The organism is Actinobacillus succinogenes 130Z, assembly GCF_000017245.1.
Lineage (GTDB): Bacteria > Pseudomonadota > Gammaproteobacteria > Enterobacterales > Pasteurellaceae > Exercitatus > Exercitatus succinogenes.
In genome coordinates this window covers 701,318-721,392 of record NC_009655.1, presented here as the reverse complement: position 1 = coordinate 721,392, position 20,075 = coordinate 701,318, and the positions used below count along the sequence as shown (strand labels likewise).

21 protein-coding genes and 1 other RNA gene are annotated in these 20,075 nt (G+C 46.1%); 9 read left to right on the top strand and 13 right to left on the bottom strand.

The window, feature by feature from the left end; translation table 11 throughout:
* Window positions 1-58: 58 nt before the first annotated feature.
* Together pepP and ASUC_RS03415 are read right to left on the bottom strand one after the other, a co-directional pair.
* Window positions 59-1,387 (bottom strand): Xaa-Pro aminopeptidase, encoded by a 1,329-nt coding sequence (pepP, locus tag ASUC_RS03420; protein ID WP_012072414.1) that lies wholly within the window; start codon window positions 1,385-1,387, stop codon window positions 59-61.
* An 8-nt stretch (window positions 1,388-1,395) separates the two neighbouring features.
* On the bottom strand, window positions 1,396-1,950 hold the full coding sequence (locus ASUC_RS03415) for a UPF0149 family protein (RefSeq protein WP_012072413.1): 555 nt from the start codon (window positions 1,948-1,950) through the stop codon (window positions 1,396-1,398).
* Window positions 1,951-2,056: 106 nt separating this feature from the next.
* On the opposite strand from ASUC_RS03415, the gene zapA reads away from it, so the two are divergent.
* The 3 genes from zapA (at window position 2,057) to ASUC_RS03405 (ending at window position 3,205) form a co-directional block, all read left to right on the top strand.
* Window positions 2,057-2,380, top strand: a complete 324-nt coding sequence (zapA, locus tag ASUC_RS03410) for a cell division protein ZapA (protein ID WP_012072412.1) — start codon at window positions 2,057-2,059, stop codon at window positions 2,378-2,380.
* 65 nt (window positions 2,381-2,445) lie between these two features.
* Window positions 2,446-2,628, top strand: a non-coding RNA gene (gene ssrS / locus ASUC_RS11090) — 6S RNA.
* Window positions 2,629-2,635: 7 nt separating this feature from the next.
* The gene (locus ASUC_RS03405; RefSeq protein WP_012072411.1) at window positions 2,636-3,205 is read left to right on the top strand and encodes a 5-formyltetrahydrofolate cyclo-ligase; all 570 of its coding nucleotides are present in this window, start codon (window positions 2,636-2,638) and stop codon (window positions 3,203-3,205) included.
* 88 nt (window positions 3,206-3,293) lie between these two features.
* Here ASUC_RS03405 and ispC read toward each other — a convergent pair whose 3' ends face one another.
* From ispC to pyrH, 3 genes are all read right to left on the bottom strand, one after another.
* Window positions 3,294-4,481 (bottom strand): 1-deoxy-D-xylulose-5-phosphate reductoisomerase, encoded by a 1,188-nt coding sequence (gene ispC / locus ASUC_RS03400; protein ID WP_012072410.1) that lies wholly within the window; start codon window positions 4,479-4,481, stop codon window positions 3,294-3,296.
* 63 nt (window positions 4,482-4,544) lie between these two features.
* Window positions 4,545-5,102: a ribosome recycling factor gene (gene frr / locus ASUC_RS03395; protein WP_012072409.1), complete on the bottom strand. Its 558-nt coding sequence runs from the start codon at window positions 5,100-5,102 to the stop codon at window positions 4,545-4,547.
* A 94-nt stretch (window positions 5,103-5,196) separates the two neighbouring features.
* Complete coding sequence (pyrH, locus tag ASUC_RS03390; RefSeq protein ID WP_012072408.1) at window positions 5,197-5,910, bottom strand: UMP kinase; 714 nt, start codon at window positions 5,908-5,910, stop codon at window positions 5,197-5,199.
* A gap of 280 nt (window positions 5,911-6,190) precedes the next feature.
* Between pyrH and ASUC_RS03385 the strand changes: the two genes are divergently transcribed.
* The 6 genes from ASUC_RS03385 to menC all read left to right on the top strand — a co-directional run bounded on the left by ASUC_RS03385 (window position 6,191) and on the right by menC (window position 12,959).
* The gene (locus ASUC_RS03385) at window positions 6,191-7,723 is read left to right on the top strand and encodes a catalase (protein WP_012072407.1); all 1,533 of its coding nucleotides are present in this window, start codon (window positions 6,191-6,193) and stop codon (window positions 7,721-7,723) included.
* A 222-nt stretch (window positions 7,724-7,945) separates the two neighbouring features.
* Entirely contained in the window at window positions 7,946-9,529 is a 1,584-nt protein-coding gene (locus ASUC_RS03380) for a phosphoethanolamine transferase (protein WP_012072406.1), read from the top strand.
* The gene (gene menH / locus ASUC_RS03375) at window positions 9,529-10,269 is read left to right on the top strand and encodes a 2-succinyl-6-hydroxy-2,4-cyclohexadiene-1-carboxylate synthase (protein ID WP_012072405.1); all 741 of its coding nucleotides are present in this window, start codon (window positions 9,529-9,531) and stop codon (window positions 10,267-10,269) included. Before ASUC_RS03380 ends, menH begins: the two co-directional genes overlap by 1 nt.
* Window positions 10,270-10,344: 75 nt before the next feature.
* Entirely contained in the window at window positions 10,345-10,890 is a 546-nt protein-coding gene (locus ASUC_RS03370) for a carboxymuconolactone decarboxylase family protein (RefSeq protein WP_012072404.1), read from the top strand.
* Window positions 10,891-11,026: 136 nt separating this feature from the next.
* Complete coding sequence (gene menB / locus ASUC_RS03365) at window positions 11,027-11,884, top strand: 1,4-dihydroxy-2-naphthoyl-CoA synthase (RefSeq protein WP_012072403.1); 858 nt, start codon at window positions 11,027-11,029, stop codon at window positions 11,882-11,884.
* A gap of 82 nt (window positions 11,885-11,966) precedes the next feature.
* Entirely contained in the window at window positions 11,967-12,959 is a 993-nt protein-coding gene (menC, locus tag ASUC_RS03360) for an o-succinylbenzoate synthase (protein ID WP_012072402.1), read from the top strand.
* Window positions 12,960-13,041: 82 nt separating this feature from the next.
* Here menC and fis read toward each other — a convergent pair whose 3' ends face one another.
* The 8 genes from fis to aroQ all read right to left on the bottom strand — a co-directional run bounded on the left by fis (window position 13,042) and on the right by aroQ (window position 20,042).
* A complete protein-coding gene (gene fis / locus ASUC_RS03355; RefSeq protein ID WP_012072401.1) occupies window positions 13,042-13,341 on the bottom strand; it encodes a DNA-binding transcriptional regulator Fis in 300 nt (99 codons plus the stop codon).
* Complete coding sequence (gene dusB, locus ASUC_RS03350; RefSeq protein ID WP_012072400.1) at window positions 13,322-14,317, bottom strand: tRNA dihydrouridine synthase DusB; 996 nt, start codon at window positions 14,315-14,317, stop codon at window positions 13,322-13,324. Before dusB ends, fis begins: the two co-directional genes overlap by 20 nt.
* Window positions 14,318-14,504: 187 nt before the next feature.
* On the bottom strand, window positions 14,505-15,386 hold the full coding sequence (gene prmA / locus ASUC_RS03345; protein ID WP_012072399.1) for a 50S ribosomal protein L11 methyltransferase: 882 nt from the start codon (window positions 15,384-15,386) through the stop codon (window positions 14,505-14,507).
* A 332-nt stretch (window positions 15,387-15,718) separates the two neighbouring features.
* Window positions 15,719-17,197: a sodium/pantothenate symporter gene (gene panF, locus ASUC_RS03340; protein WP_012072398.1), complete on the bottom strand. Its 1,479-nt coding sequence runs from the start codon at window positions 17,195-17,197 to the stop codon at window positions 15,719-15,721.
* Window positions 17,194-17,505, bottom strand: coding sequence for a YhdT family protein (locus ASUC_RS03335; RefSeq protein WP_041834715.1), 312 nt, complete (start codon window positions 17,503-17,505; stop codon window positions 17,194-17,196). The genes panF and ASUC_RS03335 overlap by 4 nt, the downstream gene beginning before the upstream one ends.
* 51 nt (window positions 17,506-17,556) lie before the next feature.
* Window positions 17,557-18,903: an acetyl-CoA carboxylase biotin carboxylase subunit gene (gene accC, locus ASUC_RS03330; RefSeq protein ID WP_012072396.1), complete on the bottom strand. Its 1,347-nt coding sequence runs from the start codon at window positions 18,901-18,903 to the stop codon at window positions 17,557-17,559.
* Between the two features lie 64 nt (window positions 18,904-18,967).
* Entirely contained in the window at window positions 18,968-19,420 is a 453-nt protein-coding gene (accB, locus tag ASUC_RS03325; protein WP_041834714.1) for an acetyl-CoA carboxylase biotin carboxyl carrier protein, read from the bottom strand.
* 172 nt (window positions 19,421-19,592) lie between these two features.
* Entirely contained in the window at window positions 19,593-20,042 is a 450-nt protein-coding gene (aroQ, locus tag ASUC_RS03320) for a type II 3-dehydroquinate dehydratase (protein ID WP_012072394.1), read from the bottom strand.
* Between the last annotated feature and the right edge of the window lie 33 nt (window positions 20,043-20,075).

The window sequence follows — 20,075 nt, the reverse complement described above, 5'->3', positions numbered from 1 at the left end:
AAAGTGCGGTCGGAAAAACGTTTATTTTTTCCACCGCACTTTTAACGTAACGACTTCGTTAAATACTGTTCGCCATTAAGGCTTCAATATCGTCAATTTCCTTCGGTGCCGCGCAGGTTAAAATTTTATTCCCGTATTCCGTAATCAATACGTTATCTTCAATCCGCACGCCGATACCTTTATATTGTTCCGGCACGTTAGATTTCGGCGAAATATACAGACCCGGTTCCACCGTTAACACCATGCCGACGTCTAAAGTGCGGTCGCGCTTTTTCGAGTTTCGGTCTCCGTTCTGATCCGCATTGCCGTAACTGCCTACATCATGCACATCCAGCCCCAGCCAATGTCCCAAGCCGTGCATATAAAATTCACGATGGGCGTCGGCGGCAATCAACTCCTCCGCATCGCCTTGCAAAATACCGAGTTCCAGTAAACCTTCGACTTTAATACGCACCACTTCATCGTTTGCCTGCTGAATGGAATTACCCGCCACCAACAATTCAATAGCACGTTTCTGCGCTTTTAAAACGAGCTGGTAAATCTCCCGCTGAGGTCTGCTGAATTTACCGTTGACCGGAAAAGTACGGGTAATATCGCCCGCATACATGGCGAACTCGCAACCGGCGTCAATCAGCACCAAATCGCCGTCTTTCAGCGGTTGATCGTTCTCGGTATAATGCAGAATGCAAGCGTTTTCACCACCGGCAACAATAGTGTTATAAGAAGGAAATCTCGCACCGAAGCGGTTAAATTCGTGCAGGATTTCGCTTTCGATTTCATATTCGAACCGATTCGGACGGGTTTCCTGCATGGCGCGGATATGTCCCAGTGCGGTAATCTGGCCCGCCTGTTGCATTAAACGGATTTCATTCGCCGACTTGAACAGACGCATTTCATCCAACATCACGCGCCAGCTCGAAACTTCACTAAAATCAACCGCACTTTTTTCCAGTAATGCATCGCCCCAAGGCTGAACGCCAACGGTATAATAGAATTTTTCCGTATGTTCCGTTATTTCGCCAAAGCGTACCACAAATTCGTCAACGGAGTAAGCCTGATCCAGCGTCAGCGTATTCGGCGCATTTTCCACGCCTAATCGACGTCCGTTCCAGGTTTCCATTAAGGGATCCTTCGGGCGCAGGAAAAGTGCGGTCAAATTCTGCTGATTTTTTTTCACCAACAATAATACCGCATCGGGTTCATTAAAACCGGTGAGATACCAAAAATAGCTGTCCTGACGAAAAGGATAAGTGCAATCGTTATTGCGGGTTTGCTCGCGTGCAGAAAAAACGACCGCCGCGGAATTATCCGCCATTCGGGCAAACAATTCGCTTCGCCGCGCTACAAATTCGTCTTTCGGCAATTCCGCCATATAGGTTAAATCCATTATCGCTCCTAATGTACGTTTTCAACCACATCCGTCATATCGTTTACACTCTTAAAATGGCTGTGAAACAGGTATGCTATCCCACGCAGATATTCAATAATATCTTCTAAGGTTGCCAGCAATTCCGCTTCATCTTCGTTTTCATCATAGCCCAACTGGCAAATTTTGTGTAAATCCATGACGGCCTCACCAATTCTGCCGTCCATTCGGCTGATTTTCGGACGCGCAAGACCGATACCGAGCAGAAAATGATTTGCCCAATCGCATACGGCTTCCGCTCTTACACTCAATTTATATTCTTCCGGCAACAATAATTGGAATTTAAATGCATCACTATCCGATAGCTTTATCCGGATATCTTCATACATCACATCCAAATCTTTCATTAATTCGGCAGGATAGGCGTGATTATCATTGGTAATTTGATAAAGCAAGGCATGCCATTTTTGCTGATCACGTATACCGCCGGTAAACAAACCGGTCAGAAAACCGTGTAATTCGGTAGGGGAAACGGCAATACCCGCCGCTTTAAGTTTTTGATTTAAAATTGAATATTCCGTCATATAAAATGTCCTGTTATGAGAGTTCGCGTCATTCTAGCAGATAATTTATGACGAAAATATTTCTCTGTGGCATAATAACGAAAAATTTCAACCCTATGGTAAAAATATGGCATTAAAACCGATTGAATTGAACTTTTTAGGTCAGGTTGTGCGTTTAAACGCACCGGAAGAACAACATAACGATTTGCGTGATGCGGCAAAAGAACTGGACAAACGGGTTTCGGAAATGAAAGATCGGATGCAGACCGTGCAAGTAGAACGTGCCGTGCATGTTGTGGCGTTAAACCTGTGTTTCGAATTGCTTTTGGAAAAACAAAAAACCAAATCTACCGAGCAAATCCTGCAAAATCAGATTCAGCAATTAAGTCATTCACTGGAAAATATTGCAGCTCGCTCAACAAATCAGCAACCGGCATATGAAATCCAATAAATATGGGGTAATTTCACAATTTGAACTGGTCAATTTTAGATTTTTCAGTTACTATTATTTTCAAAGATTACCTGAGATGCTCGCCAGCGGGTTACGTCCCTGAGCCGATACTTACATACTTCGAGTTGGTTCTCTACTGTTGGTGTGCAGGCTTAGTTTCACTAAGAAGCCTAAAAACGGTTACAACTGACTCCCTTGAACCGTCGGGTTCAAGGACCGACCACCCACGACGGCATCTCGGGGCCTAAACATACTATGAAATCCATTTCCGAACGCCGCGCTCAACTTCGCCGACAAATCAGAAAAACACGACAAAATCTGACCGCACTTGAACAAATCCGCGCAGCTCAAACCGTAACACAGAAAGCGCTCAACTTAATCGCACAACGTCATGCCGAACATATCGGCCTTTACCTTTCTTTCGATGGCGAAATTTCCACACGGCCGTTAATCGACGCACTTTGGGCGCAACGGAAAAACGTTTATCTTCCCGTGTTACACCCGTTTTGCAAAGGATATATGCTGTTTCTGCATTACACGCCGGAAACGGAACTGATGCCAAACGGATTAGGAATTCCCGAACCCCGTTTAAATGTAAAAAACATTTTACCGATTAATCGATTGGATATTATTTTCACCCCGTTGGTGGCATTCGATAAGCAAGGGAATCGACTAGGCATGGGAGGCGGATTTTATGACCGCACATTGCAGGATTGGCATGAAAAAAACTTTATTGCGGTGGGATTAGCCCACCAATGCCAGCAAGTAGATGAATTGCCGGTTGAAAACTGGGATATTCCCTTATTTGATATATTAGCGGGATAAGATTTTCACCGGAACAGGAGTTATCCCCATGCCCGTTCTATCAATACGTAAAAACAAAGAACAGGCATTAAGCCTGTCCCTATCAAAATTACAGAAAAGATTCGGCTAATTCTCTCGCTTGACGATCCACATCCAGCACATCGTCTACGCAAGAAATAATCTGCGGTTGAATTTTTTCTACTACCGTTGCATTCACTTTGGCGATATCCGTAAACTTAATTTGACGGTTTAAGAAAGCCTCGACCGTAACTTCGTTCGCCGCATTCATTGCCGTAGTGGCATACTGCCCGGCGGCAAAAGCATCTATCGCCAGTTTCAAATTCGGATAACGGCTGAAATCCGGCTGTAAAAAAGTTAAGCCGTTTAACTGATAAAAATCCAGCGGCGCCACAGCGGAAACAATCCGGTTCGGATACGCCATAGTTTCGGCAATCGGTGTACGCATATCCGGATTCCCCATTTGTGCGATGACCGAACCGTCCACATAACGCACCATAGAATGAATAATGGATTGCGGATGGATAATCACTTCCATATCATCCGCACCGGCATTAAACAACCAACGCGCTTCGATATATTCCAGCCCTTTATTCATCATGGTAGCGCTGTCTACCGAGATTTTCTTGCCCATGGACCAATTCGGGTGCGCTACCGCCTGTTCCGGTGTAATGCCGTCAAATTCGCTTAAATCCGTATAACGAAACGGTCCGCCCGAACCGGTCAGCACAATTTTGCTCACGCCTAATTCAGACAACGGACAAAATCCGATTTTCTGTTGCGCTTGCGGCGGTAAAGATTGGAAGATCGCATTATGTTCGCTATCCACCGGTAACAATTGCGCACCGTATTTTTTTACGGCATCGATAAAAATCTGTCCGCACGTCACTAAACTTTCTTTATTCGCCAACAGCACGCGTTTTCCTGCCTGCACGGCAGACAATGTCGGCAATAAACCGGCGGCCCCAACGATTGCCGCCATAATTTGATCCGCTTCAGGATGCGCTGCCAATTCGCAAATTGCTTTTTGCCCGCTTAACACCTGAGTTTTACAGCCAAGTGCGGTCAATTTTTCATGTAATTTTTTAGCCGCACTTTCATCGTCTAATGCGGCAAATTCGGGCTGAAATTTTACGCACTGTTCAGCCATTAAATCCGCGTTATGCCCGCCGACCAAGGCAAATGCCCGATATTTTTCAGAATTATGTTCAATAACGGAAAGCGTACTGGTACCGATGGAACCGGTGGAACCCAAGATCACTAAATTTTGTTTTTTCATTTTAAAACCAGGATAGAAATCGGGCGGACACCTTGGTCCGCCCTACAGCTTATTGATAATGAATTAGAAATCCATCAATTCTTTTTCTTTATCCGCCAATACTTCGTCCACTTTTTTCACGAAACTGTCAGTCAGCTTTTGGATGTCATCTTCCGCTTTACGCTGTTCGTTTTCGCTGATTTCTTTGTCTTTCAGTAAGGCTTTAATTTTTTCGTTGGCATCGCGACGTACGTTACGAACCGCGACTTTGCCTTGCTCGCCTTCAGCTTTAACCAGTTTGGTTAAATCGCGACGTCTTTCCTCCGTTAGCGGAGGAAGCGGCACTCGAATGGTGGTTCCCGCAGAAGACGGATTTAAACCTAAATCAGAAGTTAAAATCGCTTTTTCTACCGCTTGAATTAGCGAACGGTCGAATACGGTTACCGCTAAAGTGCGTGCATCTTCCGCCACCACATTGGCTAATTGACGTAACGGCGTCGCCGCACCGTAATAGTCCACCTGAATAGCATCCAATAGAGACGGTTGTGCACGCCCCGTGCGGATTTTCGAAATATGACCTTTTAATGCTTCAAGGCTTTTTTCCATTCTATCTTGTGCGTCTTTTTTAATTTCGTTGATCATTGTTTTTCCTTGTTATTTATAGGATGAGCGTTTTATCTCGCTATCTTAATCGACATAAATTCGGTAGGCTGACAAGCCCGTCCCATAGTAATTATTAAGAAATAATCGTGCCTTCGGTTAAACCGGTGACTACTTCGCGCAAAGCGCCCGGTTTGCCCATATTGAACACGCGAATCGGCATACCGTGATCGCGCGCTAAGGTAAATGCCGCCAAATCCATCACTTTCAATTCGCGCTCAATCACATCGGCATAAGTTAGCGTATTGAACAGTTCGGCTCCCGGATTTTTCGCCGGATCGCAGTTATAAACGCCGTCTACTTTCGTCGCTTTTAACACCACATCCGCTTCAATTTCAATTCCGCGCAGACAGGCGGCGGAGTCTGTGGTAAAAAACGGGCTGCCGGTACCGCCGGAGAAAATCACTACCCGTTTTTCGCGCAACATTTTAATCGCTTCCGACCAATTGTAAGTATCGCAAATTCCGTTTAACTGGAACGCCGACATTAGTTTCGCATTCACGTCCGCACGGTGTAAAGCGTCACGCATTGCCAAACCGTTCATTACGGTTGCCAACATTCCCATGTGGTCGCCCACTACACGGTTCATACCGGCTTTCGCCAATTTCGCCCCGCGGAACAGATTGCCGCCGCCTAAGACAACGCCCACTTCCACGCCCATGGCAATTAATTCTTTAATTTCCAGCGCCATTCTATCCAAAATCGACGGATCAATCCCGAACCCCTCGGCGCCTTGCAGCGCTTCACCGCTTAATTTTAAAAGAATGCGTTTGTAAATCGGATTGCTCATTTTCTTACCCCAGCTAGAATATTGGACATAAAATTGTTGTCATTATAATGTAACTTCACGCAACAACCAATAGAACGAATCAGAAAAATTCGGTGAAATCCGACCGCACTTTACATTTATGCCTAAAATTAATAGACGTTTTAATAGTAAAACCGCCTATTAATAATGTAAATTTAATCGTAAAAATTTATTGATTCGATAGGTTTACAGGTTTTCTCTCATCCACAATAATTTCAACGGAGCCGTCCTATATTTATCATATATTTTGAAGGAGATTATTATGTCTGAATCTAAATGTCCTTTTCATCATACGTCTTTAACGATGAACAATGGTGCGCCTGTTGTTGATAATCAAAACAGTATGACGGCGGGTCCGCGCGGTCCGTTGCTGGCTCAGGATTTATGGTTAAATGAAAAACTGGCAAACTTCGTACGTGAAGTGATTCCGGAGCGTCGCATGCATGCAAAAGGTTCCGGCGCCTTCGGGAAATTCACCGTTACAAACGACATCACTCAATATACTAAAGCAGCTATTTTCAGTGAAGTGGGGAAAGAAACGGAATTATTCGTACGCTTCACCACCGTCGCCGGTGAACGCGGTGCGGCGGATGCGGAACGCGATATTCGCGGTTTCGCCGTAAAATTCTATACGGAACAAGGCAACTGGGACTTAGTGGGAAATAATACTCCGGTGTTCTTTTTGCGTGATCCGCGTAAATTTCCTGACTTAAATAAAGCGGTAAAACGCGACCCTCGCACCAACATGCGTAGTGCTAATAATAACTGGGATTTCTGGACATTATTACCGGAGGCCCTCCATCAGGTAACTATTGTTATGTCTGAACGCGGTATCCCCGCCTCCTACCGTCATATGCACGGTTTCGGTTCGCATACCTACAGTATGATTAATGCGCACAACGAACGTTTCTGGGTGAAATTCCACTTCCGTACTCAACAAGGCATTAAAAACTTAACTAATGAAGAAGCCGCAGCTATTATTGCGAATGATCGTGAATCTCACCAACGTGATTTATACGAATCAATTGAAAACGGCGACTTTCCGCGCTGGACACTTTATATTCAGGTCATGCCCGAAACTGATGCGGAAAACGTCCCGTATCATCCGTTCGATTTAACCAAAGTATGGCCGAAAAAAGACTATCCGTTAATCGAAGTGGGTGTGATGGAATTAAACCGTAATCCGGCAAACTTCTTTGCGGACGTTGAACAATCTGCATTTGCACCAAGCAACTTGGTTCCGGGTATCAGCGTATCGCCGGACCGTATGTTGCAAGCTCGTTTGTTCAACTATGCGGATGCGCAACGTTATCGTTTAGGTGTGAATTTCAATCAAATTCCTGTGAATGCGCCACGTTGCCCGGTACACAGCAACGCGCGTGACGGTCAAGGCCGTGTAGACGGCAACTATGGCAGTACAATCCATTATGAACCAAACAGTTTTGGCCAATGGCAAGAACAAGCTCAATTTGCAGAACCGCCACTAAAGATCAATGGTGACGCAGCACATTGGGATTACCGTGAAAATGATTCTGACTATTTCAGCCAACCACGCACGCTATTCAATTTAATGACGGAGAAAGAAAGACAATCGCTGTTCAACAACACAGCCGACGCCATGGGCGATGCCTTGGACTTTATCAAATACCGGCATATTCGTAACTGTTATTTCTGCGACCCGGCCTATGGCGAAGGGGTAGCGAAAGCGTTAAGAATGACCGTAACCGATGCTATGGAAGCCTATAATACGGATCCGGCTTTAGGACAACCCGGGCTAATTAAACCTGATTTTTAATCGGAAATATGTTGAATTCGTAAAATTATTTTCACAGGCAACATGCTTAATTAAGGCGCTATCTCCGAATAGCGCTTTTCATTTATAAACCGGTGGTACCGTTTTTTCCTTTACCGTTAGCAAATATGCCGTAAAAAATCACATTACACTTGATTTAAACAAGCAAATCCTTGCACAATATGCAATTAAACATTTCCAAAAGAATAAAAATAAGGGAAACGCGTGTCCGCAAAATTAATTAATAAATTTATTTCCAATAGCACCGCAAAACAAATTGTGGCGGCAATATTAGCCTTAGCCTGCATCATTTTCGCCAGCCGTTTAATGTTGATCGGTTCCGGCTTTTTTGCCAGCCCCACCGTCAAACAAACGCTGTTAATGGCAATCTTATTCATTATTTTTAACGCTTCGAGAAAACTGTTTTGGTTCGTTGCCTTTCCGTTCGCCTTGCTACATGTTTTATATGCACCGATCGGCTTAACTTTCGGTCCGCCGTCTTATCAGTATATCGCGTCGGTATTCGCTACGGATTTATTGGAAAGTAAAGAATTTTTCTCCCAACTGCCACTGATTAACTTTATCTATCCCGCAGGCATTATCCTGCTGTTATACCTGTTTCGTTCGCTGACCCGGACTTTCCATCTTCATTTTTACAAAAACAAAATGTTTCTTGCTGCGGTTGCCGTCTTTTTAATCTGGGGATCCGCACCATTAAAATTCGTAACGGAAACCTATGATGCCGGAATGAAAGTGCAAAACGAATTAACCCTGCTGAACAGCCTGGCAATTGAAAGTAAATGGGGTAAATCCGATTTAATTGATGCGAAGTACGACGATTATGTATTGATTATCGGCGAAAGCGCACGAAAAGACTATCTGCATGCTTACGGTTACCCGGTACGGAATACGCCGTTTATGAGTACGGTAAAAGGTACGCTTATCGACGGATTTACCGCCGGCGGCACCAATACCATCGCGTCGCTTAAATTAATGCTGACCAAACCCGACACCCGGAACTGGGAAGGTAATTACTCTCTTAATATGATTGATTTAATCAAATCCGCCGGTATAACGACCTATTGGATTTCCAATCAGGGTTATTTGGGCGAATTCGACACCCCGATTTCCGCCATCGCCAATAAAAGCGACACCAAAATCTTTCTGAAATCCGGCGACAGTTTAAATTCCAACACCAGCGATTTCGAGCTGTTACCGGAATTTGCACGGGTTATCGAACAGCCGACGCAGGAAAAGCGTTTTATCGTGCTGCATTTATACGGTTCTCACCCTATTACCTGCGACCGTCTCAACGATTACGAAAAGATTTACAACGACGACCAAATCGACGAAAAATACTACAACGTCAACTGTTACGTTTCCTCCATGAAGAAAACCGATGAAGTGCTGGAACGCGTTTATGACGAACTGGTGAAAAATCGCGAAAAATCCGACCGCACTTTTTCAATGATTTACTTCTCGGATCACGGGCTGGCTCAGCATGAAACGGAAAGCCGCATAGATATTCACAACAGCGCGGGTAAAAGCAAACGTCATTACGATATTCCGCTGTTTAAAATTTCCAGTGACGACATAGAACGCCATGTATACGGCGTGTTCAAATCCGGATTGAATTTCACCGACGGCATCGCCAAATGGATTGGCATCAGCAACCCGCAACTTAATCCGAATGCGGATTTATTTTCCAATCAACCGGATCCCGACGATTACGGTTTAAAGACGGAAATCGAAAAAATCACGGCACCGGACGATCCCGCCATCGTCATTCCTGAAAAAAAGGCGGTGTAATGAACTTTGTTTTTTTACACGGTCTGCTCGGTACAAAAAACGATTGGCAAGCCGTGATCGATAAATTGCCGGACCGCCGTTGTCTGGCGTTGGATTTACCCTTTCACGGAGAAGCAAAATATGTCTCCGTGCCGGGGTTTGAGGAAACCTGCGAATATCTGTCGCAACAAATCCGAAGTGCGGTCAGAAACAAACCCTTTTTGTTGGTGGGTTATTCTCTCGGCGGGCGTATTGCGTTGTATTACGCATTACGGTATCAAGGTTTAAAAGGTAATTTACAAGGCGTGATTTTAGAAGGCGCGAATCTCGGTTTAGCCGACCAACGGGAAAAAACGGCCCGTTGGCTGAACGATAACAAATGGGCTGACCGTTTCCGTTCCGAACCGGCCGAAACCGTACTCAACGATTGGTACCGACAACCTGTTTTCGCTCACTTGAATGAACAAGAACGCGCGACATTAATTCGAAAACGTGCGCCAAACTGCGGCGAAAACATCGCTAACATGCTGATTGCCACATCCCTTGCCAGACAACCTTATTTCGGCCAAAAAGTGCGGTCGAAAAATCTGCCGTTTTTTTATTTTGTAGGCGAACGCGATACCAAATTCCGGCAAATGGCGGCTTTGCACCAACTGAATACCCGCTTAATCGCTCAAGCCGGCCACAACGCGCATTTGGAAAATCCCGCGGAATTTGCTATGCAGTTATATGATATTCGGAATTTATCTAAAAAATCGTAAAAATCCTGTCGTCAAAACCATGAAACTTCATTATGATTCAGCAGAATTTTCGCATTATTTAAAAGGAAAGTCATAATGTCTCAATTTCAAATTCATACTGTCGAAACCGCTCCGGAAGCCTCGAAAGAAACGCTTAAAGCCGTACAAAACGCTAACGGTTTCATTCCTAATTTAATCGGCGTATTAGCAAACGCTCCGACCGCTTTGGAAACTTACCGTACCGTCGGGGCAATCAACGGTCGCAACAGTTTAACCGCAACCGAACGCGAAGTGGTGCAAATTACGGCGGCGGTGGTAAACGGCTGCGGATTCTGTGTAGCCGGTCACACCAAAATCGCTTTAAAATTGCTGAAAGTGCCGCAAGAAGTGGTGAATGCCCTCCGGGCTACGGCGCGTATTGAGGCGGATCCGAAACTGGATACTTTAGCACGTTTCACCATGGCGGTTATTGGGCAAAAAGCCAAATTAACGCCGGCACAATTAGCGGAATTTTTTGCTGCCGGTTACGACCGACAAAATGCGATCGATGTGATTTTAGGCGTCAGTCTGGCGACTTTGTGCAACTATGTAAACAACCTTGCCGAAACCCCGATTAATCCCGAATTACAGGATTTTGCCTAATCCGCCTCGCTACATTCGTAGTAACAACGGCATATTCCGAAACCGGAAATATGCCGTTTTCTTTAGTGTCCCGCTTTAGCGCCGTCAAAACTTCCGCTATAATGACCGCACTTTTCATTAACTCAAAGGACTTACCATGTTATATCCAAGCGAAGAATTTCTTTACGCTCCGGTTGAATGGATGGATCACAGCGCAGGTTACAGCGACATTCGTTACCATAAATCCAAAGACGGCATTGCCAAAATCACTATTAATCGCCCGCAAGTGCGCAACGCATTCCGTCCGCAAACCGTAAAGGAAATGATTCATGCCTTCTCCGACGCCCGTTTTGACGAGAAAATCGGCGTGATAGTCTTAACCGGTGAAGGCGAATACGCGTTCTGTGCCGGCGGCGACCAGAAAATTCGCGGCGATTACGGCGGTTATAAAGACGACAGCGGCGTTCATCACTTAAACGTGCTGGATTTCCAACGGGATATCCGCACTTGTCCGAAACCGGTTGTGGCGATGGTAGCCGGTTACGCGGTGGGCGGCGGCCATGTTTTACACATGATGTGCGACTTAACCATTGCCGCAGATAACGCAAAATTCGGACAAACCGGTCCGAAAGTGGGGTCTTTCGACGGCGGTTGGGGCGCAAGTTACATGGCGCGCATCGTGGGTCAGAAAAAAGCCCGTGAAATCTGGTTCTTATGCCGTATGTACGACGCTAAAGAAGCCTTGGATATGGGCCTGGTAAACACAGTGGTGCCTTACGCGGATTTGGAAAAAGAAACCGTACGCTGGTGCCGCGAAATGTTGCAAAACAGTCCGATTGCCCTGCGCTGCCTGAAAGCCGCGCTGAATGCGGACTGCGACGGTCAGGCGGGATTACAGGAATTGGCGGGCAACGCCACTATGCTGTTCTACATGACGGAAGAAGGGCAGGAAGGACGCAATGCTTTCAACCAAAAACGCGAACCGGATTTCACTAAATTCCGTCGTAATCCTTAATTAACCTTATAAAGTGCGGTCAAAAATTCAAGAATTTTCACCGCACTTTTTTCATTTTCATCCTTTTTTGAATAATAAAATCATGACAATTCGAGAATATCATCTTTATCACTATTCCATTCCCGTAGACAGCCAACTGATTTTACGCAACCGTTTTTTAAAACGGCGGGAAGGGCTGCTGGTACAGATAAAATGCAAAGAAAACGAAGGTTGGGGAGAAATCGCTCCTCTGCCCGAATATAGTGCAGAAACATTGGAACAAGCGCAGGAGCAGGCGATACAATGGCTGAAAGATTGGGATGCTGCCCGCAGTCGCAATGAAAAACTGGCTTTTGACGGCCTATATCCGTCGGTAGCGTTCGGTTTAAGCTGTGCCTTGGCGGAAATGAAAGGCACATTGCAGGCAGAAGGCAATTATCAAGCGGCTCCGTTATGCTACGGCGATCCTGACGAACTTTATGAATCGCTGGATAAAATACAAGGCGAAAAAGTAGCGAAAATCAAAGTAGGTTTATACGAAGCCAACCGCGACGGTATGATCACCGATATGTTATTGGAAGCCATTCCCGACCTTAATTTACGCTTGGATGCCAACCGCAGCTGGACGCCTGCAAAAGCGGCGATGTTCGCCAAATATGTAAAACCGGAACACCGCCCGCGCATTCAGTTTTTGGAAGAACCCTGTAAAACCCGCGAAGAAAGCCGCCGCTTCGCCGAAGAAACCGGTATTCACATCGCCTGGGACGAATCGGTGCGTGAACCGGATTTCGACTTGATTGCCGAACCGTTCGTCAGTGCGATTGTGATTAAACCGACATTGGTAGGATCGCTGGAAAAATGCGTATCGCTGATTGAAAAAGCGCGCGGTTTAGGCATGAAAGCGGTAATCAGCTCTTCCATTGAGAGCAGTTTCGGTTTAACGCAGTTGGCGCGCATTGCCTGTCAATATACGCCGGATGTCATGCCGGGTTTGGATACGCTGGATTTAATGGAATATCAGGTGGTACGCCCGTGGCAAGGTTCGGATTTGCCGTTAGTCGGTCCGGATTCCGAATTTGTTACTCAAATTATCTAACAGATTTATTTTTCATTTAATGCAAAAGTGCGGTGAAATATCACCGCACTTTCATCGTTTCATTCTTAATTTAGCCGTGTTATCAGCTCATTCCGTATTTTTTCAGTTTTTTACGCAATGTTCCGCGGTTCACGCCTAACATTAATGCGGCGCGCGTTTGATTGCCACGCGTGTATTGCATCACCATATCCAGCATCGGATGCTCGACTTCCGATAACACTAACTCGTAAAGATCCGTCGCATCTTCACCGTCTAATTGAGCGAAATAATTTTTTAACGCTTGCTTGACCGATTCACGCAGCGGTTTGTTAGTGACTTGTGATTGAGAATTTAGCACTGAAACAATTAATGCTTCAGCCGGATTACGCTGTTGTTCTAACATTCTGGTTTCCCTTGCGAACTAAATTAAAAAAGTTTTCGAGTGCGATTAACTGCTTTTTTGCGTCAGTAATCGCATTGAAAGTTTGTCTGAAATCGGAATCGAATTGAATCCCTTGTAAATACCAGGCAATATGTTTGCGAGCAATACGGTAACCTTTTTGTTCGCCATAAAACCGATGTAATTCGTCAATATGGCGTAAAATTTGACCGCACTTTTCGTCTATGCCCGGTTCTGAAATGATCGAACCGTTTTCGATTAAGCCTGCCACGGATCGGAAAATCCAGGGCCGACCTAATGCGGCGCGTCCGATCATCACGGCATCCGCCCCTGTGTATTCTAAAACCAATCTGGCTTTTTCTGCAGATATTATATCGCCGTTGGCAATCACGGGAATGGATACCTGCTCTTTCACCGCCTTTATATTGTCATATTCGGCTTCGCCGTCAAACAAACATTCGCGCGTCCGACCGTGAACGGTTAACGCCCGAATGCCGCATTGTTCGGCAATTTTAGCAATATCCAGGCAATTACGGTGTTTACGATCCCATCCCGTCCGAATCTTTAACGTGACGGGCACGTCCACCGCATTGACCACGGCGGTGAGAATATCACGAATCAGCTCGGGAAACTGTAACAGGGCGGACCCCGCCAGTTTTCTGTTCACTTTCTTCGCCGGACACCCCATATTAATATCAATAATCTGTGCCCCGTATTCTACATTGACACGCGCAGCCTGTGCCATTTCCTGCGGATCAGAACCTGCAATCTGCACTGCATTAATTCCCGCGTCTTCATGATGCGCCAAACGCAGCTTTGATTTTTCCGTATGCCACACTTGCGGATTGGCGGACATCATTTCCGAAAAAGTTAAACCGGCGCCGTATTCCGCGCACAGTTTACGAAAAGGTTGATCGGTAATGCCTGCCATCGGCGCCAGTAAAACACGGTTTTTCAGCTGATAACCGCCTATGCGCATGTTCTATAACCCCCGATTCCCCACAATGATACAGAAAAAAGAAACCGAACATCTTGCAATGTTCGGCTATCGTAACCGATAAGGGCGTGTATCATACGCATTTTTCCGCCCTTTGAAAAGGGTAAAAAGTAAACAAAATTGACAAAATATTACATTTTTAGCGTTGACATTTTGTTTTAAATGAGTATTACGCCAGTTTACCGGTAATTCGGCACCATTCTTCGCGCACCGCGACCGGTTCCAGCTCGAATGTTTGCGCATAAGCCTCACAAACCGAGGCAGCCTGCGTTTTCAGAATACCGGATAAACCGAGATCGCCTTTCGGTTTCACTAATTGACTGATGACGGGATATAATTCTTTCAACGGACCGGCAAGAATATTGGCGACCACTACGTCCGCTTTCAAATCCGCCGGTTGCCGGTCGGATAAAAACAACTGAAGACGATCCGCCACGCCGTTGGCTTGCGCATTACTACCACTGGCAAGAATAGCCTGCGGGTCGATGTCGATACCGATGGCGTTCTTGGCACCTAATTTTAACGCGGCGATCGCCAGAATACCGGAACCGCAACCGAAATCGATCACGGTTTTACCGGTTAAATCCAAACCGTCCAGCCACTCCAGACATAAAGCCGTGGTCGGATGGGTGCCGGTACCGAATGCCAAACCGGGATCAAGCATCACATTCACCGCATTCGGATCCGGAATTTCACGCCAGCTCGGACAAATCCATAACCGTTTGCCGAACTGCATAGGATGGAAATTGTCCATCCATTCCCGTTCCCAGTCTTTATCTTCGATTTGCTCGATTTTGTAAGCAAACCCCTCCTCTAACAAACCGCTTTGCCGAAGTGCGGTCAACACCGGCTGCATTTCCGTTTCCGCGTCAAACAATGCGATCACATCCGTATTGCCCCATAAACGCGTTTCACCGGGCAAGGGCTCGAAAATCGGGGTATCCTGGCTGTCCATGAAAGTCACGGATACCGAACCCAGTTCTTCCAGAAAATCGCTGATTGCTTCAGCGCGTTCGTTTGTGCTGTTAAGGCGGATTTGGATCCAAGCCATATTATTTCATCCTTTTTAGTTATGTTACTTTCTTGTTCGTATAAGAAAGTAACCAAAGAACACGCCCTGATTTTGTAGTCGTTTCCTTTTTAGCATGAATTTTCTTTACGCTAAACTCGTTACCCTCAGATAAACGGAATTTAGCTAAAAATCAATGGTAAAAGCGGGCGCCCAAGACGGGAAAATTCGATTATTGGGTTCTTTGGTCTATCGCGTTATTTATATTTAAAGTGCGGTGGATTTTAACACAGTTTTTTATACCTTGCCTGCGACCATTATTCAATATTGCGCCGTAAAGTAAAAATGCGGTCGAATTCGACCGCACTTTTATGCTAATCGGCTTTATCGCCTAATCGGTTTCCGATTAAAAATGCGATTAACCCCCATACCAACGAAGGGACGATCTCGTGGAATTGACTGAACAGTTTAACGCTTTCCACTAAATATCGGATTGACCGGCTGACTGTAGTTAAATCCACCCCTTTCATTTGGGTGAGGAAAATGTATACGCCCAAACCGACAATCATGGAACTGATGGCGCCGGCAGCGTTAGCTTTATCCCAATAAATGCCGAGTACGATAACCCATAAAAACGCCGCTTCGAGTCCGCCGAAGGCGAATAAATTCAACCAGATAATCATATCCGGCGGATTTAATGCCGCCCAAATCAATAACGCGGTAATGGTTAAGGTGATTAAGGAAGAAAAACGGCTAATCCGCTTTTGATTGGCGGCCGCTTCAGGTTTCGCCGACAAATACAGATCTTTCACGAAAATCGCCGAAGATTGAATCAACTGAGCGTCAATCGTCGACATAATCGCCGACATAGGTGCGGCAAGGAAAATCCCCGCTACCAACGGCGGCAGCACCTGCAGCATTAATGACGGAATAACCTGATCGGGAATGGTTAAATCCGGTACCACGGCACGTCCTAACGCACCGGCAAGGTGCATGCCGAGCATAATAACGGATAATACCGCCGTTCCAATTAACATACCGCTGTGCAAGGCTTTGCTGTCTTTGAACGCCATGCAACGCACCGCCGTATGCGGCAGCCCCACCACCCCGAAACACACCAGCACCCAAAACGACGCCATAAACTGAAAGCCCAGCATATCGTTCGGACCGTAAGGGCTGACTAAGTGCGGATCAATTTCCGTTAGTTTTGCCACCGCACTTTCGGCGCCGCCCGCGGCATAAATCACGGCGCCCAGCAACACCAGCGTACCTAAAATCATCACCGTACCCTGAATGGTATCCGTCAGCACCACGGCACGAAAACCGCCGATAAAAGTGTAAATTCCCACGGTAACGGCAAAAATCAACAATGCCTGCGTATAAGGAATGCCGATAGTGGTTTCCAACAAACGGGCGCCGCCGATAAATTGCGCCATCATAGCAGCAAAAAAAGCGATTAACAGGGCGATACTGGCAATCCACACCAACCGACGGCTTTTATAGCGGTAAAGCAATAAATCGCTGATGGTCAGTGCGTTGGTTTCGCGGGAAAGCAGGGCGAATTTCTTACCCAACGCGCCTAAAGCCAGCCACACCGCCGGCACCTGAATCATAGAAAGCAGCACCCAACCTAAGCCGTATTTGTAAGCGGCGCCCGGCCCGCCCACAAAGGAACTGGCACTGGCATAGGTGGAAGCCGTAGTCATGGCGAGCACCAAGCCCGTCATCGAACGATTGCCCACATAATATTCCGTTAAAAAATCGCCTTTCGAGCGTTTGATGTAGGCATACAACGCCGCACCGAACACAAACACGAGATAAATTATCAAAGGAAGAATAATACCCAAATTCATTTTTCAAATTCCTTTACTGATTCTTTCGTCGAATGGTTCAAAGTGCGGTCGGGTTTTGCCGTATTTTTCGGTTCGATTTCAAGATTTATGTCCTGATATACAATCTTCACCAACCAATATGCCACCACCATAAACAGTACGGGCAAATAAATACAGGACAATTCAAACCACAACGGAAAACCGAGGGGGCCTTTTCCGCCTTCCGGCAAATAGGCGCACAGACACCAGCCGATCAAATACAGCACGGTTAACGCCAACGCCCAACGGGCTTCTTTTGCGGCTTGTTTATAACGTTGTTGCAAGCTCATTTTCATCTTTCATTTCCACACAAAAAATGGAGCGTAAGCTCCATTTCATCATTAATCGGTCAAACCCAATTTTTTCTCAAGGTAATGAATATTGGTGCCGCCTTTTTGGAAGTTTTCATCCTCCATTATCAAATTATGCAACGGGATATTGGTTTTAAGCCCTTCGATAATGGTTTCCGATAACGCATTCTGCATACGACGGATTGCACTTTCACGGGTATCGCCGTAAGTAATCAGTTTCGCAATCATCGAATCGTAATGCGGAGGTACGGTATAACCGCCGTAAATATGGGAATCCCAGCGCACCCCCAAGCCGCCCGGTGCATGTAAATGTACCACTTTACCCGGCGACGGCAGGAAAGTTTTCGGATCTTCCGCATTAATACGGCATTCGATAGCATAACCTTTTACTTTGATGTCTTCCTGTTTGAAAGACAACGGTAAACCTGAGGCTACGCGTAATTGCTCTTTCACTAAATCCACGCCGGTAATCATTTCCGTTACGGGATGTTCAACCTGAATACGGGTATTCATTTCAATAAAATAGAACTCGCCGTTTTCATACAAAAACTCGAAAGTACCCGCACCGCGATAACCGATTTCCACGCAGGCGTTAGCGCAACGGGAACCGATGTCGCGACGGACTTCTTCCGTAATCCCCGGTGCCGGCGCTTCTTCCACCACTTTCTGGTGACGGCGCTGCATCGAGCAGTCACGTTCCGCCAAATACACCGCATTACCGTGAGTATCGGCAATCACCTGAATTTCCACGTGACGCGGATTTTCCAGGTATTTTTCCATGTAAACCATGTCGTTATTGAACGCCGCTTTCGCTTCCGCTTTTGTCATGGCAATGCTTTCTTCCAAGCTGTTCTCGTCACGCACCACACGCATACCGCGACCGCCGCCGCCGCCGGAAGCTTTAATGATCACAGGAAAACCGATACGGTTGGCAATTTCTTTATTTTTCGCCATATCCGTTCCTAACGGACCGTCAGAACCCGGTACGCAAGGCACACCGGCTTTTTTCATGGCATTAATCGCCGACACTTTATCGCCCATTAAACGAATCACGTCTGCAGTCGGGCCGATAAAAGTAAAACCGGAACGCTCGACCTGTTCGGCGAAATCCGCATTTTCAGATAAGAAACCGTACCCCGGATGAATAGCGTCTGCGCCGGTCACTTCCGCCGCCGCAATAATCGCCGGCACGTTTAAATAGCTTTTCACCGACGGCGCAGGGCCGATACAGATGGTTTCATCCGCCAGCAACACATGTTTTAAATCGCGGTCTGCCGTAGAATGCACGGCAACGGTTTTGATACCCAGTTCTTTACATGCGCGCAGAATACGCAATGCAATTTCACCACGGTTGGCAATAACCACTTTTTCTAACATAAGATTATTCCAATTCGAAATTTTACGAGATAAAAATAGTGGGCAAGTCTGCCCACCCTACAAATTATTCAATAACGATTAACGGTTCGTCGAATTCCACCGCTTCGCCGTCGTTAACTAAAATCGCTTTCACCACACCCGCTTTATCCGCTTCGATACGATTCATCATTTTCATGGCTTCAACAATGCAAAGTGCGTCGCCGACTTTCACGGATTGTCCCACTTCGACGAAAGCTTTAGCTTCCGGGCTTGGACTGCGGTAGAACGTTCCCACCATCGGAGAACGAATCACGTGTCCTGATAATTCCGGTGCGGCGGCAGGCGCAGCGGCAACCGGAACGACCGCCGGAGCAGCGATTGGTGCCGGCGCGGCAGCCGGAACAGTATATTGAACGGAACTTGGTGCTGCAGAACCGCGGCTGATACGAACCGACTCTTCGCCTTCGGAAATTTCCAGTTCCATAATGCCCGATTCTTCAACTAATTCGATTAATTTTTTAATCTTACGAATATCCATTGCCATAATTGTTTTCCTGATTGAGAGATAAAAAGGTTACCGCACTTTCGGCTGCTTTTTTCAAGCTGAAAGTGCGGTCAAAATGAATTCTGTTTTTTACGCCCGCAAGATTACCTTAAAATAATCCGTTTTGCGAATATTTTCTACAATTTTGTCGATATTTTAACGAAATTCACGCTTTTTTTGCTAAAAATTCAGCCGCAAATACCAACGCGCATTCATAGCCTTTAGCCCCTAATCCGCAAATCACCCCTTCCGCAACATCGCTGAAATAGGAATGGCGACGGAACGGTTCGCGTTTGTGAATGTTCGACAAATGCACTTCCACAAAGGGAATCGACACCGCCAGCAAGGCGTCGCGCAAGGCGACGCTGGTATGCGTAAACGCGGCGGGATTAATAATAATGAAATCGACTTTTTGGAAACTGTCGTGAATTTTGTTGATCAGTTTTTCTTCGCTGTTAGCTTGAAAACATTCCAAATTCAGACCGCACTTTTCCGCCGACGCCTGAACGTTGGCTTCAATTGCCGCTAATGAAAGCGAACCGTAATGTTTCGGTTCGCGTGCGCCCAACATATTAAGGTTAGGACCGTTTAATAATAAAACTTTAGGTAATGACATATCGGCTCCTTTTTAATGGCGACGGATTATAAC

Bases quoted from the DNA above. Each gene is read 5' to 3' on its own strand.
- accB (WP_041834714.1), bottom strand. From the start codon at position 19,420: ATGGATATTCGTAAGATTAAAAAATTAATCGAATTAGTTGAAGAATCG.
- accC (WP_012072396.1), bottom strand. From the start codon at position 18,903: ATGTTAGAAAAAGTGGTTATTGCCAACCGTGGTGAAATTGCATTGCGT.
- dusB (WP_012072400.1), bottom strand. From the start codon at position 14,317: ATGCGCATAGGCGGTTATCAGCTGAAAAACCGTGTTTTACTGGCGCCG.
- fis (WP_012072401.1), bottom strand. From the start codon at position 13,341: ATGTTAGAACAACAGCGTAATCCGGCTGAAGCATTAATTGTTTCAGTG.
- menH (WP_012072405.1), top strand. From the start codon at position 9,529: ATGAACTTTGTTTTTTTACACGGTCTGCTCGGTACAAAAAACGATTGG.
- prmA (WP_012072399.1), bottom strand. From the start codon at position 15,386: ATGGCTTGGATCCAAATCCGCCTTAACAGCACAAACGAACGCGCTGAA.
- ASUC_RS03370 (WP_012072404.1), top strand. From the start codon at position 10,345: ATGTCTCAATTTCAAATTCATACTGTCGAAACCGCTCCGGAAGCCTCG.
- ASUC_RS03335 (WP_041834715.1), bottom strand. From the start codon at position 17,505: ATGAGCTTGCAACAACGTTATAAACAAGCCGCAAAAGAAGCCCGTTGG.
- frr (WP_012072409.1), bottom strand. From the start codon at position 5,102: ATGATCAACGAAATTAAAAAAGACGCACAAGATAGAATGGAAAAAAGC.
- pyrH (WP_012072408.1), bottom strand. From the start codon at position 5,910: ATGAGCAATCCGATTTACAAACGCATTCTTTTAAAATTAAGCGGTGAA.
- ispC (WP_012072410.1), bottom strand. From the start codon at position 4,481: ATGAAAAAACAAAATTTAGTGATCTTGGGTTCCACCGGTTCCATCGGT.
- pepP (WP_012072414.1), bottom strand. From the start codon at position 1,387: ATGGATTTAACCTATATGGCGGAATTGCCGAAAGACGAATTTGTAGCG.
- zapA (WP_012072412.1), top strand. From the start codon at position 2,057: ATGGCATTAAAACCGATTGAATTGAACTTTTTAGGTCAGGTTGTGCGT.
- aroQ (WP_012072394.1), bottom strand. From the start codon at position 20,042: ATGTCATTACCTAAAGTTTTATTATTAAACGGTCCTAACCTTAATATG.
- menB (WP_012072403.1), top strand. From the start codon at position 11,027: ATGTTATATCCAAGCGAAGAATTTCTTTACGCTCCGGTTGAATGGATG.
- ASUC_RS03405 (WP_012072411.1), top strand. From the start codon at position 2,636: ATGAAATCCATTTCCGAACGCCGCGCTCAACTTCGCCGACAAATCAGA.
- ASUC_RS03385 (WP_012072407.1), top strand. From the start codon at position 6,191: ATGTCTGAATCTAAATGTCCTTTTCATCATACGTCTTTAACGATGAAC.
- menC (WP_012072402.1), top strand. From the start codon at position 11,967: ATGACAATTCGAGAATATCATCTTTATCACTATTCCATTCCCGTAGAC.
- panF (WP_012072398.1), bottom strand. From the start codon at position 17,197: ATGAATTTGGGTATTATTCTTCCTTTGATAATTTATCTCGTGTTTGTG.
- ASUC_RS03415 (WP_012072413.1), bottom strand. From the start codon at position 1,950: ATGACGGAATATTCAATTTTAAATCAAAAACTTAAAGCGGCGGGTATT.